This is a genomic window from Gordonia sp. OPL2 (assembly GCF_003797825.1).
GTDB lineage: Bacteria > Actinomycetota > Actinomycetes > Mycobacteriales > Mycobacteriaceae > Gordonia.
Window position 1 is genome coordinate 36,469 of record NZ_RKME01000036.1, and the last position, 14,664, is coordinate 51,132.

Below are 14,664 nucleotides of genomic sequence, written 5' to 3' on the forward strand. Positions count from 1 at the left end.
TCATTCCCCCCGGATCGCCGCCCTACCGATGGCGTGACTGCCATCGCAATACGGCTGGATCGTCGAACGGCCGCACCGACAGAGCGCCACCGTCGCGCGATGCCGCGGAATCGGCTCACCGTCGGCATCCACGAGCTCGACGTCGCCACGGACCACAAGAGGTCCGCCGGGCGTCACGGTGATGCGCGCCGACCCGTGACCGGTGGGGCGCGACCGACGTTGCGGTGGTGTGTCCATCACTCCATGGTGCGCGACACCTCGCCCCGACGGGAGACCCACGCACACGGAGAGCCCTCATGACCACGATCGAGGGGCCGCCGAAGCGGTGTCCGTTGCTGGCAGGACATGGACCGGTCGGGCGTCTTGTTGTCGAGTTGCTCACCGGTCACGCGGACGACATCGATGCCTGCGTCCGCGGCGTGCAGACCACGATCGACGCTGCGCCACGTGATCGCGCCCTGCTCGCGGACCTCGACGTGCAGCGGGCCTGGTTCGTCGTGGCCGAACTGGACGGTCGCGGTGTGGACGGTGTCGATGATCGGTGGAACGACCATCCGGCGGTGTCGGCGATACGTCAGACACTCGGGGACGCACTGGAAGCCGCGGTCCGCGATCGTGTCGGCGCGGTCGACGGATGTTCGGCGGCCGAACTCCCCGCGCGGGTCCGTCGTGAGCTCGCCGAGATCGACGCGCCTGCGATGTCCACACACCTCCAGGACAGCGGCACGATAGAGAACTATCGCGACCTGTTGCGGCATCGGTCGCTGTACCACCTGCGTGAGGCAGATCCGCACACGACCGCGATCCCGCGGCTCGCGGGCCGGGCAAAGGCCGGACTCGTCGAGATCCAGAGCGACGAGTACGGCGGAGGTCGCGAGGAGGACATGCATTCGACGCTGTTCGCCAGGTCGATGCGGGCGATCGGACTGAACAGCGATTACGGCGCGTACGCGGGTGATCTGCCCGCGGTCACGCTGGCGTGGTCGAACGCCTTGACGCTCTTCGCCTCTCGCCGACGACTCCGGGCGGCGGTGGTCGGTCATCTGCTCGCGTTGGAATGCACGTCGTCGCTCCCGAACAAGCGGTATGCGAAGGGGCTGAGACGTCTGGGATACGACGCGGACGCCACCCGCTTCTTCGACGAACATGTCGAGGCCGATGCCGTGCACGAGCAGATCGCCCTTTACGACATGGCGGTCCCGTTGCTCGACCAGGAGCCGGAGTTGGCGTGCGATCTCCTCATCGGATTCCGGGCCGCGCTGGTACTGGATGCCGACGTCGGGCGCCATCTTCTCGAGACCTGGCAGGACACGAGCACGCACGGGCATACTGAGGGTCCACCCTGACAGGACACCCATGACGACTGCTCCCGCGGATGGTCCTGCCCGGCGCGCCCGGCCGAAGGACCGCAAGCAGCGCATCCTCACGACCGCGGCCGAACTCTTCCGCACCGATGGGTACCACGCGGTCAGCATGAGCGACATCGCCGAGCGGGTGGGCATCGTCCCGAGCGCGCTGTATCGGCACTATCGCAACAAGAACGAGCTGCTGGTGGCGGCGTTCGACGAGGCGCTGAGTCGATACGAGGAGGAGATCGAGGGTGTCGCGGATCCGGTGGAGGCGACGCGACGGATCGTCCACGTCACCACGGGGTCGCGTGCCCTCGACTCGCTGTGGAGCCGCGACCAGGGTCACCTCCGCCCCGAGGAGCGCGCCGTGCTGTTGCGCCGTATCCGCACGGTGGCGTCGGGTTTCGCGTCATTGATCGATGCCGCGTCCGAACCGGGATGTGTGCCCGCCGACGTCACGTCCTGGGCGGTGTTCGCCGTCGTCAACTGGCCGGGCCATCGCGAACTACCGGTACCGGTGGCCGATCAGCCGCGCATGCTGATGGAGGCTGCGCGGGCCGTCGTCGCCGCCGGGTTGGACCCCAATCGGCCGCAGCCCGAAACGATGTCGGTGGGCCCTGCGCAGATCGACGCCGGTGCCCGCATGCTCCCGGCCTCGCGACGCGAGGCCCTGCTGACGACCGCGATCACCATGTTCGCCGCCCGCGGATACCCGAATGTGAGTCTCGACGACATCGGCGACGCGGTCGGCATCGCCGGCCCCAGCGTCTACAACCACTTCAGCAGCAAACGCGACATCCTCGTCTGCGGAATCCGCCGGTCCTTCGACGCCCTGTGGCTGGAGCTCGGCCGTGTCCTCGGCCAGACCACCGACCCGCAGGTCGCGCTCGATCAGCTGCTGGCCGGCTACACCCGGTTCGCCTACGGCCACTGGGACCTGATCGCGGTCTGCCTTTCGCACACCGCGCTGCTCGACGGCGACGAGCTCGCTTCGCTCACCCGCACCTACCTCGACTATGTGGGGGAGTGGCGTCGTCTCGTGCACATGTGTCGTCCGGAGCTGACCGCCGACGAGGCGCAGACCCTCGTCGACCTCACGCTCGCCGTGGTCAACGGGGTGGTCCGGGTCGAGGTGTTGCGCACGCCCACGCTCCCCGACGATGCGCGATGGCTGGCCGCGGCGGTGTTGTCGGCGCCGCTTCCGCTGGTCGAATAGCGCCGCCGTCCCCACCCCGGTCCCTGAGGAACCGAGCGCCGGTGTCCCCACGCCTGGTCCCTGAGGAACGGAGCGTTAGCGGAGTGTCTCGAAGGGCCGCCCCTCGAGACACCCGCAATCTCGTTCCCCAGGCGCCCGACCTGGCCGCTCAGCGCTTCTCGAGCACCGTCGTCATCTGTTTCGGCACGGAGTCGGCGAGGCGGTTGAACGCCAGTTGTGCGACCGGGTCGGCGAGCTTCGCGGCGCCGTTGAACTCGACGTGCGCGTGGTAGGTGATGATCGTCGAGTCACCGTCGCCGCGACCGAAGGTGAGATCGTCGAATGTCGAGGCGGTCTTGTTGGTGCCGGTGAACTTGAGGTGATCGGGCTCGTCAACGGTCAGTTCATAGACGAGTTCGGTGGAGATGCCGAACAGCTTCGACTCGTTGTGCCAGCGCGTTCCGAGAGCCACCGGGTCGGCCCCGATGCGTTCGCACTTCTGCGTGCCGGGATCCCAGTCGACCGCGTTGGCGAAATCGCGCAGATAGGCGACGACCTCGTCGAGGGGGCGGCGAACGGTGAAGGTCCGGGAAACGTCGACCACGTCAGCTCCTCTGTGGTGGGGTGAATGCTCGCGGGCGATTCGGCGCGGCTCGTTGATCGGATGGGTCCGCCGTCTGGGGTCGCGATCGATACACTCGTCAGCGGTACCGGATATCGGGAATCTGGAGGGGACGACGATGCGTCTGCGCGCGTTGGTCGCCGGTGTGGTGGCCTTTCTGGTGGCAATCGGGACGACGGTGTCCCTCGGGGCGCCGGCAGCCGCGGCCCCTGCGGGCTGTCCGAAGATCTATGTGCTCGCAGTGCCGGGCACCTGGGCCAACGGCGTGAGCCCCGGCATCCTGGGCGAGATCACGTCGGGCCTCGGAGCCGAGACCCGAGTCCAGTTCGTCGGCTACGACGCGACCGCTTTCCCGTGGGAGAAGGCCATCTACGGCAAGTCGAAGGCGCAGGCCGTCGCCAACACCAAGGGCCTGGCGCTGACGATGCTGCGCAAGTGCCCGGGCACCAAGATCGCACTGACCGGCTACAGCCAGGGCGCCGACGCCGCCGGAGACGTCGCCTCCGAGATCGGGAGCGGTCGCGCGGAGATCCGTCCCGGACAGGTGGCAGGCGTCGTCCTGATATCCGACCCCCGTCGGTCCAAGCGCGACAATCTGATCGGGCCACCCCTTGGCGGCGAGGGCAGCGGCGGTCCGCGACTCGACGGCATGGGCTGGGTTCTTCCGCGTGCGTTCACCATCTGCGAGCCCGCCGATCTCTACTGCAACGTCCCGCGCGACTACTTCATCACGCGAATCGTCGGCTACCTCGCCGAGACGAGCGATCCGACCCCGAGCCAGATCGGGCAGTACCAGGCCGAGGCCGGGGCGATCGTCGCCGAACTGTTGACCCTCGGCGGCCCGGGGCAGATCGTGGAAGAGCTCAGCAACAGGCGAGCGCGGGAGCAGATCACCGAGTTCAACCGATTCCTGCAGTCCGGCTCGCACGGCAACTACGCCGCCTTCCAGGTTCGCCCCGGCGTCACCGCCGTCCAGTGGGCGCACCGATACCTCGCCGGACTCGCCTGATCCACATCCAAGGCCTGTCGCTACCGGAGATGTAACGCCGCAGGTGGCAGTATCGATGTACCGGATGGCATGCGAGCAGTGCGGTCAGGCCGGTCACAGCGACGGTTCCGATGTGACGGAGACGTATTCGTCCGCGGGGCGAAATGACTTGGGTACTCACCGCCGACCGACTACAGTAAGCCGAAGATCGAGTCCGTCGTAGTAAACCAGGGAAGTGATTGGTCATGAGGTTGGCTAATTCATACTCCGTCCCCCGCCGCAGCTCACGGTTGAGCTCGATCACTGGCCGTCTCGGCCGATCTCGCGGCGCGCGCATGTTCCCGGCCGAAGCCGAACGTCTCGCCACCCCGGCGGAATTGCGTCGGCTGCAGTCCTGATCTCGGTCAGTGCCCGGTCATTCGCTGACGACGCGGGCCGACTGCCCACCGATTTCCACCACATCGCCCGGCGACAACTGTCGTCCGCGTCTCGTGTCCACCTCGCCGTTGACCGACACCATGCCGTCGGCGATGACACCCTTCGCCTCGGCGCCGGACTCGATGAGGTTGGCCAGCTTCAGGAATTGACCCAGGCGGATCGAATCATCGCGAATCGGTACGTCATCCATCGCCATCATCTTGCCCAACGTTGCAGTACAAGGCGAGTCCGGACGGCTAACGTTCTCCTATGACGTTGGAAGCCCCGCGCCCCACGCTCCCCCGCGAAGACATCGCCGACGACGACGTCGACCATCCACATCATCCGGAGACGGCCGCCGAACGTCGGTCCAAGGATCTCATCGACCGCATCCGGACGCCGCGTGGTTTCGGGCGCCACGCTCCGCGCATCGCGGGAACCGTCGTCGGCGTCATCGCGGCGATCGCGCTGTTGTCGAGTGTCTTCCCGTTCTTCCGGCACCTCATCCATGTGCCGCGTGACTATGTGGACACCTTCATCATCACGTTGCCCGACACCAGCTTCGCGTGGGCGTTCGTCCTCGCGCTGCTCGCGTTCGCGCTGTCGATGCGCAAACGCATCGCCTGGTGGATCGCCGTCGTCTATCTGCTGCTGTACACGATCGGGAACGCGCTCTACCTGATCCCGGCGCTCGCCGACGAACTGTCGGTGACCGACAACGACCGCATCAACCTCTGGATCGGCCTCGTCATCGATGTGGCGGCTCTCGTGTTCCTGCTCGCGACGCGGCGGCAGTTCTACACCCGTGTCCGCCGCGGCGCCCTCTGGCGTGCGCTGGGTGTTCTCATCGCCGGTCTCGTGGTCGGCAGTCTGCTCGGATGGGCGCTGGTGTGGGCGTTCCCGCACACCCTCACGCGTGCCGACCGGCTGCCGTACGCGGTCAACCGCGTCGTGGCGTTCGGCTCGGTCGATCCCGAGGCGACGTTCGACGGCCGCCACGCCTACGCCCCGGTCAACGGGCTGCTCGGCCTGTTCGGGGCGCTGGCACTGATCGCCGCTGCACTCGTGCTGTTCCGGTCGGTGCGGCTACGCGCGCTGATCACCGCCGACGACGAGCGTCTGATCCGCGCGCAGATCGCCTGCTTCAACGACGACGACTCGCTGGCCTACTTCTCCACCCGACGCGACAAGGCGGTCGTCTTCTCGCCGGACGGTCGCGCGGCCCTGACCTACCGGGTGGAGGTCGGCGTCGCGCTCGCGGGCGGTGATCCCATCGGCGACCCCGAGTCCTGGGGCGACGCGATCGCCGAGTTCCTCACCCTGTGCGAGCGCTATGGCTGGCACCCGGCGGCGATGGGACCGAGCGCACGGGGCGCCGCTGCCTACGATGCCGCCGGATTCGGATCGCTCAACATCGGCGACGAGGCGATCATCCACACCCGCGGCTACAGCATCAACGGGCCGGCGATGAAGGGTGTGCGGCAGGCGGTGACCCGCACCAAGCGAGCCGGGATCACGGTGCGCATCCGCCGGCACGGCGAGCTGTCGGAGGAGGGCATCGCCGAGATGGTGGCCCGCGCCGACGCCTGGCGCGACACCGACGAAGAGCGTGGCTTCGCGATGGCGCTCGGACGCCTCGGCGACCCACAGGACGGCGACTGCCTGCTCGTCGAGGCGGTCGAGAACGAGGGCGCCGACGACGAGAAGGTCGTCGGGATGCTGTCGTTCGTCCCGTGGGGCCGTACCGGGGTGTCCCTGGATGTCATGCGGCGCGACCGGGGCTCGGTCAACGGCATCGTCGAGACGATGGTCACCGAATTGGCCAAGGAATCCGAGCAGTACGGCATCACCGAGGTGTCGCTGAACTTCGCGACCTTCCGGGCATTCTTCGAGCACGGCGCCGACATCGGGGCCGGGCCGGCGATGCGGGCGACCTATTCGGTGCTGATGTTCGGGTCACGGTTCTTCCAGATGGAATCGCTGTACAAGTCGAACGCGAAATACCGGCCCGATTGGCAGCCGAGATACCTGTGCTTCGAGGACAACGCCGTGATGCCGCGGGTCGGTCTCGCAGCCATCGTCACTGAGGGCTTCGTCCGGTTGCCGCGCTTCGGCCGCGCCCGCCACTACACCGAGGGGCAGTCCGCCATCCCGGCCGGTGTCGACGTCGACGCCCTCATCGCCGAGTTCGAGGCAGAAGCCGACCAGACCGCGGTCGAGGTCCATCGGCCCGAGCAGGTCCGGGTCCGGTTGGCGAAGATGGAACGCCTGATCGCCGACGGCATCGACCCCTACCCACCGGCCGACCCGCCCACGCACACGATCGCCGAGGCGGCCGCGGCGCCGGCCGGTACGACCGTGCGGGTCGCGGGGCGTGTCACGCGTCTGCGTGATTTCGGCAAGGTCGTGTTCGCGCAGATGCACGACTGGTCGGGGGAGATCCAGGTGCTCGTCGAGGCGTCACGGCTCGATCCCGCGGCCCCGGATTTCGCCGGCGATGTCGACCTCGGCGACCTGATCGAGATCACCGGAGAGATGGGGACCAGCCGAAAGGGCGAGTTGTCGGTGCTCGCGAGCACCTGGCGGATGCTCGGCAAATGCCTGCGGCCGTTGCCGGACAAGTGGAGCGGACTCACCGACCCGGAGGCGCGGGTGCGGCAGCGCTATGTCGACCTCGCGATCAACGCGAACACCCGGGATCTGCTCGCCACCCGCAGTCTGGTGGTGAAGTCGCTGCGCGACTTCCTCTCCGCCCGCGGTTACCTCGAGGTCGAGACGCCGATCCTCCAGCAGATCCACGGGGGCGCCAACGCCACCCCGTTCCAGACCCACATCAACGCCTACGACCTCGACCTGTACCTGCGCATCGCGCCCGAGCTCTACCTCAAGCGGCTGTGCGTGGGCGGTGTCGAGAAGGTCTTCGAGATCGGGCGGAACTTCCGCAACGAAGGCGTCGACTTCAGCCACAACCCGGAGTTCACCAGCCTGGAAGCCTATGAGGCGCACAGCGATTACCTGAAGATGCTCGACCTCACCCGCGAGATGATCCAGCACGCCGCGACCGTCGCGTACGGCGAGCCGGTCATCATCCGCACCGACGACGAGGGCAACACCGAGCGCATCGACATCTCCGGTCCGTGGCCGGTGAAGACCGTGCACGAGGTGGTGTCCGAAGGCGCCGGCGAGGAGGTGACGCCGGCGACCCCCGTCGAGACGCTGCGCGCGATCTGCGACCGACTCGACATCGCCTACCGTCACGACTGGGACGCCGGGGCCGTGATCCTCGAACTGTATGAACACCTCGGTGAGGACCGGACCACCTTCCCGACCTTCTACACCAACTTCCCGACGTCGACGTCGCCGCTGACCCGGGCGCATCGCACCATTCCCGGTGTCGCCGAACGGTGGGACCTCGTCGCGTGGGGCGTCGAGCTCGGCACCGCCTACACCGAGCTCACCGACCCCGTCGAGCAGCGCAAGCGGCTGACCGCCCAGTCGGTGCTCGCGGCGGGTGGCGATCCCGAGGCGATGGAGCTCGACGAGGACTTCCTGCAGGCCCTGGAATACGCGATGCCGCCGACCGGTGGCCTGGGCGTGGGCGTCGACCGTGTGGTCATGCTGATCACCGGGCAGTCGATCCGCGAATCCCTGGCCTTCCCGCTGGCGAAACCGCAGGAGGGGTGAGCGGTCGGGTCACCTACACAGATGCGTCGAGACCGAGGAGTCGTGGGTCGGGACGATCCGCATCCGGTGGCGGGCGAGATGCAGACGATGCAGCGTCGCGAACGCGGCGTCGCGGTCGGCGTCGACGAACTCGCCGGGGAAGGCCGGCTTCTGTCGGAGCCGATCGACCTGCTCGTGATGCCACGCGGCATCGCCGGCCAGCAGCACCCAGCCGCGGGCGGTCCTCGCGAGGATGCCGACGCTTCCCGGCGTGTGCCCGGCGAGATCGACCACCAGCACCGACCCGTCGTCGAAAAGGTCGTGACTTGCCGTGAACGTGGACACCGGTGGGCCGTCGAGGCCGTAGGTGCGAACCGGCCTGCCGTCGGTCAGCGCCGGCCGGACACCGCCGGCGACGGGTCGTTCGCCGTCGAGGATCCACGCTTGCTCGGTGTCCCGCAGGAGCACCGGCAGGCCGGGGAGGTCCAGGAGGCCGCACACGTGGTCCCAGTGGGCATGGGTCGGCAGCGCGAAGTCCGGTTGTCGGATCGGCGGGCGGGTGGTGAGTCCGTCGACGGTGCTGACCGTCGTCCTCGGTGGGGTCACGAGCAGCCGGGTCAGGAACGGCAGTTCGGTCAGGACACGGTCGCGTGCCTGCCGGCAGAAACCGGGATCCACCAGGAATGTCGCGGCGGGATGCTCGACGACGAACGTGGTCATCGCCGATTCCAGTCTCCGGACGGGTGCCGCCCCCTCGACGATCCCCGTCGCCGGGACGCGCCGCGTGACCTGTGGCAATGCTCGGACCGTCACGGTGCGATCGCCTGCCGGCAGTCCGGCATCCGCGATCGACGCCATCAGCCGGGCGTCCGGAGGTCTCGGCCGCACCGTCCCGCGCGCCAGGTGACCGAGGGCGGTCAGCACCTCGCCGGGCCCGGGACTGCGCTCTCGTGGATTCGGCACCTCTGGGGGCTCCTTCGACGGACATCTCGGACCGGGGTGACGCGAGCACGACGCTACCGCGCGAACCCGGTGGTGCATCGGCTGCAGAGGAAGATGCGCTTCATCAGCCGACACCCGGGGCAGGAGGTGACGATGCGGTGAGCCCACCACCTCCCGGCCTGCTGATCGACCTCGACGGCGTATCGGTACATGTTCTCGACGAGGGCACGGGCCCGCCCCTGCTGGTGCTGGCCGCGCTGGGCAGCAACTGGTTCGATCTCGATCCGTTGACCGATCGGCTGCGCGGGTCGTGGCGGGTCATCCGGTATGACCGTCCTGGATACGGAATGTCGGAACCGCTTGCGCCACTGGATCATCCGTCGCTCGACGGCGAGGTGGAGAGGATGTGCGCGGTCCTCGACGCGGTGGGAATCGACGGACCGGTCACGGTCGTCGCGCACTCGATGGCCTCGCTCTACGCCGAGGGATTCGCCCGGCGGTGTCCGGACCGGACCGCGGGTGTCGTCATGATCGACGGTTCTTATGTGATGGTGCCGTGGCGAATGTTGCCGACGCGTGCCCGGACCTTCATCGCGCGCCGCCTCGACAGCGTCGTCGAGGTCGTGAGCCGAGGTCTCGGTCTGCGGCGGCGAAGCGCCGATCTGCGGCCGCGTCTGCTGCCGGTGCCGCCCGAGGGCGTCGACGACGCGCAGCGCCAGTGGGCGGCGGCGGTGTTCGGAACGCGGTCGATGGTCCGCGCGACACTGATCGAGCACGCGACGTTTCCGACGGTCAACGCCGACCTGCGGGACCTTCGGCGGCGATGTCCGATGCCCACCGTGCCCCGTGTCGTCGTCGGTGCGGTGCACGGGATCCGGCCGTGGCGGCGGTACTGGGCGTGGAAGCAGGCGCGCTACGCCCAGATGCTCGGGGCATCGCTGGTGCTCGTCGTCGGACATCACTTCCTGGTCCTCGACCGCCCGGACGAGGTGGCCGCGGCGATCGCCGCGATCCGTCCAGGAGCGGCAGATGCCGGGGGATAGCTGTACCCGCCGGTAACATTTACCGACGGATCGGCTTAAACTCGTCGTCATGACCGAGTTGACCTTCACACCGACCGCCGATCTGGTCGACGAGATCGGGGACCTCGTCCGTAGCTGCGACACCCAGTTCACGCAGTACGGCGGCCGCCGCGAGTTCGTCGGGCGCGCGACCACGGTCAAGTGCTTCCAGGACAACGCGCTGCTCAAGTCGATCCTGTCGGAGCCCAATCCAGGTGGGGTGCTGGTGATCGACGGTGCCGAGTCGGTGCACACCGCGCTCGTCGGGGACATCATCGCCGAACTCGGCCGGTCCAACGGCTGGGTCGGGGTCATCGTGAACGGGGCGATCCGCGACGCGGCGACCATCGGCGGGATGGACATCGGGGTGAAGGCCTTGGGCACGAATCCGCGCAAGTCCACCAAGACCGGCGTCGGCGATCGTGACATCCCGCTGACCATCGGCGGCGAGACCGTCAACCCGGGCGACATCGTCTACTCCGACGACGACGGGATCGTCCTCGTCGCCGCGTCCGACGACGCGCCTGAGTCCGCTGACGCCGCTGCCGCTGACACCGCTGCCGCTGACTCCTCGGAGTCCGCTGACTCCCGCGAACCCGCCGACACCGCAGAACCCACCACCGAGAGCTGAGGAACCCACCGCCATGCCGAAGCCCACGCCCGAGTACTTCCGCCGCCTGTCCGGACTGATCGCCATCGACGACGCGGACGCCCGTCCGACGCGACCGGTGCTCGAGGCGTTCAGCGGCGTCGAGATGGCCACCATCCCGATCGGTACCGCCGAGGACCTCGAGACCGCCGTGTCGCGGGCCCGCGTCGCTCAGGAGGGCTGGGCCCAGCGCACGCCGGCGCAACGTGCCGAGGTGTTGTCGGCGTTCTCGGAACTGGTGCACCGCAACGCCGCCGAACTGATGGACATCGCGCAGGCGGAGACCGGCAAGGCGCGGATCTACGCACAGGAAGAAGTCATCGACGTCGCGCTGACCGCGCGGTACTACGCGACGACGGGCCCGAAGACGTTGGCGGAACACAAGGTTCGCGGCATGCTTCCGGGCGCCACCAGTGTGCGGGTGCGGTATCAGCCCAAGGGCGTCATCGGTGTGATCAGTCCGTGGAACTATCCCCTCACCCTTGCGGTGTCCGACGCGGTCGCGGCTCTGCTGGCCGGCAACGGTGTGGTGATCAAGCCGGACAGCCAGACTCCGTACTGCGCGCTCGCCCTCGCCGAACTGCTGTACGAGGCAGGGCTGCCGCGTGAACTGTTCGCCGTGGTGCCGGGGCCGGGTGGCGTCGTCGGGCAGGCGATCGTCGCCACCACCGACTACGTGATGTTCACCGGGTCGTCGGCGACCGGCGCGACGCTCGCCGAGCAGGCGGGCCGTCGGCTGATCGGCTTCTCCGCCGAACTCGGCGGCAAGAATCCGATGATCGTCAGCGCCAAGGCCGACATCGACCGCGCCGTCGAGGGTGCCGCCCGCGCCTGCTTCTCCAACTCCGGTCAGCTGTGCATCTCGATCGAGCGGCTCTACGTCGACAAGGCGATCGCCGACGAGTTCACCGCGAAGTTCTCGGCGTTCGTGTCGGCGATGACGCTCGACGCCACCTATGACTTCACCGCCGACATGGGGTCGCTGGCGTCGGCGGCGCAGGTCGACACCGCCGAGGAGCATGTGAAGGACGCGGTCGCCAAGGGGGCGAAGGTGCTCGCGGGCGGTCGTCGTCGCGCAGACCTCGGCCCGTTCTTCTTCGAGCCGACCGTGCTCACCGACGTCACCGACGAGATGACGTGCTATGCCGAGGAGACCTTCGGGCCCGTCGTCTCGATCTATCCCGTCGACTCCACCGACGAGGCGATCAAGCTGGCCAATGCGACCCGCTACGGCCTCAACGCGAGTGTCTTCGCCGGGAGCAGCTCGGAGGCCAACGCGATTGCCGACCAGCTACGTGCCGGCACCGTCAACATCAACGAGGGCTACGCGGCCGCGTGGGCGTCGACGGCCGCCCCGATGGGTGGCATGGGGATCTCGGGCGTCGGCCGACGACACGGCGAGGAGGGGCTGCTCAAGTACACCGAGCCGCAGACCGTCGCCGAGCAGCGATTCATCGGCATCGATCGCGCTCCCGGCATCCCCAAGGGTGTCTATCGTGCCGTGACGCCGTACGCGATCCGCGCGCTGAAGTACCTGCCGGGTCGCTGACGGGGGAATCTTCCCCGGGAATGTGCCCACGGAAAAGCGCCCACGAAAAGCGCCCTACGCAGAGCTGCCGTCGACGATATGTCGACGCCTCCGCTGCTGAGGGTGCTTTTCGGGGGCGCTTTCCGGAGCTCGGCAAGGGAGCGGGTCGTGTGCCTGCCGGCGCGCCCGGCCCTGGAATTCGGACACGATCCCGGCGAGATGCCGCGGTCGTCGACGGACCCGGGTTACCGTACCCACGTGAACGGACTTCGATCCCGGACTGTGCCCACCCGTGCCCTCGCCAAGCGCGCCGCAGCTGTCGGCCTGACCGTCGGGGCCCTCGTCGCCGGCCTGTGCACCGCGGGAACCGCCCACGCCGCGCCCAATCTGTCGGTCTCGACGGTCGCCTCCGGGCTCGACCATCCGTGGGACATGGTCGTCGCGCCCGACGGCGTGATCCTCACCGGTGAGCGCGCGGGCCGATTCGTCGCCGTGATGCCCGGTGGGCAGAAGAAGTCGGTCAAGGCCGATCTGTCGAAGATCTTCGCGGTGAAAGAGGCCGGCCTGATGGGTCTCGCGATCGATCCGAGATTCGAGCAGACGCGCCGCGTGTACTCGTGCCAGGCGGAGTCGACGAACGGTGCGGCGGTGAGCGTGCCCGGGTCGGTCGCGAATCTGCCGCTTCCGTGGCCGAACACCGGCCAGGTCGTGAACGTGGTGTCGTGGCGTGTCGGCGCGGACTGGTCGACGATGGTCCGCGAGCGGAACGTGCTCAGCGGCATCCCCCTGACGGCGACGGGCCGCCACGCCGGGTGTGGTCTCACGGCGGGAGCCGACGGCACCCTCTGGGTGGGTACCGGCGACAACGCGATCCCCACCAACCCCCAGGACCGCAACTCGCTGGGCGGCAAGGTCCTCCACATCAACGCCAACGGCACCCCGGCGGCCGGCAATCCGAATCCGTCGAGCCCCATCTACACGCTCGGGCACCGCAACGTCCAGGGCGTGGAATTGCACAACGGCCGCGTCTACGTCATCGAACAGGGCACCGACTCCGACGACGAGCTGAATCTTCTTCGCGCGGGCGCCAATTACGGCTACAAGCCCGACCGCACGCCCTTCATCTACGACGAATCCGTACCGATGACCGATCCGGTCCGCGTGCCCGGTGCCGTCGACGCCATCTGGAAGACAGGCAAGCCGACGATGGCGACGCCCGCCCTGCAGTTCCTCCCGTCGTCCGGCTGGGGTGACCTGAACGGGGCGGTCGCGATCACCGCGCAGAAGGGCAAGCACCTGCAGTTCGTCACCTTGAACGAGCAGGGCACCCAGGTGGTCCGAACCACCGACGCCCTGCAGGACACCTACGGCCGACTGCGCGGACTCGGCGTGGACCGCGACGGCTCGCTCCTGCTGACGACAGACAACGGCGGTTCCGATCGCATCCTGCGAGTGAAGCCGGCCTGACCGGCCGCACAGGGGGAGGCGACATGTGCGACGACGATGTGGTGCGGCATGCCCACGAGGAAGCGCGTCGGTTCTCACGGCGCACCGCACTGCGGATGACGGGCGGAGTCGCGGCAGGCGTGGTCGGGGTGGCCGCGGCAACAGCGGGCGAGGCCGGTGCGTCACCCGGGCGTGGTCGCGTCGTCGACCTCACTCATGTTCTCTCCCATGACTTCCCGCTGTGGCCGGGCAGCGCTCCGGTCGTGGCGGTCCCGACGTCGAGGGTCGGGCCGGGCAATCAGGGTTTTGCGACGCGGTGGATGTCGTTCTCCGAGCATTCGGGCACGCACGTCGACGCCCCCGCCCACAAGATCGGCAACGGGATCACGGTGGACCGGATCCCCGCCGCCGACCTCGTCGCACCACTGGTGGTGATCAGTATCGCCGGCCGCGCACGGCGCGACCGGCGGGCCCGGCTGACGGAGCGTGACGTCGGGGTCCATGAGTCCCGGCACGGGCGTATCCCAAGGGGTGCGCTGGTGGCGTTGCACAGCGGATGGCAGCCGAGCACAGGTGGCGCCGACGCTGCCGGATTCGATCCCGCCGCCGTCACGATGCTGGTGCGTGAACGGGGTGTCGTCGCCATCGGCACCGACACCCTCAGCGTCGACATCCGCGATGCCGTCGGTGCGCACACCGCGATCCTCGGTGCCGGTCGCTATGCCGTCGAGGCGATGGCGAACCTGTCGTCGGTGCCTGCTGTCGGGGCGCGGGTCGTCGTCGGAGCGCCGCGGTTCGCGGGTG

Annotated in this window: 13 protein-coding genes; 9 read left to right on the forward strand and 4 right to left on the reverse strand. The window is 68.5% G+C overall.

Annotated elements, in window-relative coordinates; translation table 11 throughout:
- Positions 1–237, reverse strand: a complete 237-nt coding sequence (locus EEB19_RS23660) for a CDGSH iron-sulfur domain-containing protein (RefSeq protein ID WP_187589775.1) — start codon at positions 235–237, stop codon at positions 1–3.
- A 59-nt stretch (positions 238–296) separates the two neighbouring features.
- Here EEB19_RS23660 and EEB19_RS23665 point away from each other — a divergent pair, with 59 nt between their 5' ends.
- The gene (locus tag EEB19_RS23665) at positions 297–1,346 is read left to right on the forward strand and encodes an iron-containing redox enzyme family protein (RefSeq protein WP_187589776.1); all 1,050 of its coding nucleotides are present in this window, start codon (positions 297–299) and stop codon (positions 1,344–1,346) included.
- Positions 1,347–1,356: 10 nt separating this feature from the next.
- Entirely contained in the window at positions 1,357–2,565 is a 1,209-nt protein-coding gene (locus EEB19_RS23670; protein WP_187589777.1) for a TetR/AcrR family transcriptional regulator, read from the forward strand.
- A gap of 148 nt (positions 2,566–2,713) precedes the next feature.
- On the opposite strand, the gene EEB19_RS23675 is transcribed toward EEB19_RS23670, so the two are convergent.
- Positions 2,714–3,148 (reverse strand): SRPBCC family protein, encoded by a 435-nt coding sequence (locus EEB19_RS23675; RefSeq protein ID WP_187589778.1) that lies wholly within the window; start codon positions 3,146–3,148, stop codon positions 2,714–2,716.
- Between the two features lie 136 nt (positions 3,149–3,284).
- Between EEB19_RS23675 and EEB19_RS23680 the strand changes: the two genes are divergently transcribed.
- The gene (locus EEB19_RS23680) at positions 3,285–4,175 is read left to right on the forward strand and encodes a cutinase family protein (protein ID WP_187589779.1); all 891 of its coding nucleotides are present in this window, start codon (positions 3,285–3,287) and stop codon (positions 4,173–4,175) included.
- A gap of 394 nt (positions 4,176–4,569) precedes the next feature.
- On the opposite strand, the gene EEB19_RS23685 is transcribed toward EEB19_RS23680, so the two are convergent.
- On the reverse strand, positions 4,570–4,788 hold the full coding sequence (locus tag EEB19_RS23685; RefSeq protein WP_262365881.1) for an RNA-binding S4 domain-containing protein: 219 nt from the start codon (positions 4,786–4,788) through the stop codon (positions 4,570–4,572).
- Positions 4,789–4,841: 53 nt separating this feature from the next.
- On the opposite strand from EEB19_RS23685, the gene lysX reads away from it, so the two are divergent.
- Positions 4,842–8,255: a bifunctional lysylphosphatidylglycerol synthetase/lysine--tRNA ligase LysX gene (gene lysX, locus EEB19_RS23690; RefSeq protein WP_187589781.1), complete on the forward strand. Its 3,414-nt coding sequence runs from the start codon at positions 4,842–4,844 to the stop codon at positions 8,253–8,255.
- 9 nt (positions 8,256–8,264) lie between these two features.
- On the opposite strand, the gene EEB19_RS23695 is transcribed toward lysX, so the two are convergent.
- Positions 8,265–9,197 carry an MBL fold metallo-hydrolase gene (locus EEB19_RS23695; protein WP_262365878.1) on the reverse strand — a complete coding sequence of 311 codons (933 nt, stop codon included), beginning with the start codon at positions 9,195–9,197 and terminating at the stop codon, positions 8,265–8,267.
- Between the two features lie 137 nt (positions 9,198–9,334).
- On the opposite strand from EEB19_RS23695, the gene EEB19_RS23700 reads away from it, so the two are divergent.
- From EEB19_RS23700 to EEB19_RS23720, 5 genes are all read left to right on the forward strand, one after another.
- A complete protein-coding gene (locus tag EEB19_RS23700; RefSeq protein WP_187589783.1) occupies positions 9,335–10,219 on the forward strand; it encodes an alpha/beta fold hydrolase in 885 nt (294 codons plus the stop codon).
- A gap of 49 nt (positions 10,220–10,268) precedes the next feature.
- The gene (gene rraA, locus EEB19_RS23705; RefSeq protein WP_262365879.1) at positions 10,269–10,868 is read left to right on the forward strand and encodes a ribonuclease E activity regulator RraA; all 600 of its coding nucleotides are present in this window, start codon (positions 10,269–10,271) and stop codon (positions 10,866–10,868) included.
- A gap of 13 nt (positions 10,869–10,881) precedes the next feature.
- Positions 10,882–12,435 carry a succinic semialdehyde dehydrogenase gene (locus tag EEB19_RS23710; protein ID WP_187589784.1) on the forward strand — a complete coding sequence of 518 codons (1,554 nt, stop codon included), beginning with the start codon at positions 10,882–10,884 and terminating at the stop codon, positions 12,433–12,435.
- A 303-nt stretch (positions 12,436–12,738) separates the two neighbouring features.
- On the forward strand, positions 12,739–13,881 hold the full coding sequence (locus EEB19_RS23715; protein WP_262365882.1) for a sorbosone dehydrogenase family protein: 1,143 nt from the start codon (positions 12,739–12,741) through the stop codon (positions 13,879–13,881).
- Between the two features lie 23 nt (positions 13,882–13,904).
- The coding region (locus EEB19_RS23720) for a cyclase family protein (RefSeq protein WP_187589785.1) at positions 13,905–14,664 on the forward strand (760 nt) is incomplete at its 3' end.

What these genes read in the sequence shown, in the direction of transcription:
- EEB19_RS23660 (WP_187589775.1), bottom strand. Translation starts at nt 237, where the DNA reads ATGGACACACCACCGCAACGTCGGTCGCGCCCCACCGGTCACGGGTCG.
- EEB19_RS23665 (WP_187589776.1), top strand. Translation starts at nt 297, where the DNA reads ATGACCACGATCGAGGGGCCGCCGAAGCGGTGTCCGTTGCTGGCAGGA.
- EEB19_RS23670 (WP_187589777.1), top strand. Translation starts at nt 1,357, where the DNA reads ATGACGACTGCTCCCGCGGATGGTCCTGCCCGGCGCGCCCGGCCGAAG.
- EEB19_RS23680 (WP_187589779.1), top strand. Translation starts at nt 3,285, where the DNA reads ATGCGTCTGCGCGCGTTGGTCGCCGGTGTGGTGGCCTTTCTGGTGGCA.
- EEB19_RS23685 (WP_262365881.1), bottom strand. Translation starts at nt 4,788, where the DNA reads ATGGCGATGGATGACGTACCGATTCGCGATGATTCGATCCGCCTGGGT.
- lysX (WP_187589781.1), top strand. Translation starts at nt 4,842, where the DNA reads ATGACGTTGGAAGCCCCGCGCCCCACGCTCCCCCGCGAAGACATCGCC.
- rraA (WP_262365879.1), top strand. Translation starts at nt 10,269, where the DNA reads ATGACCGAGTTGACCTTCACACCGACCGCCGATCTGGTCGACGAGATC.
- EEB19_RS23710 (WP_187589784.1), top strand. Translation starts at nt 10,882, where the DNA reads ATGCCGAAGCCCACGCCCGAGTACTTCCGCCGCCTGTCCGGACTGATC.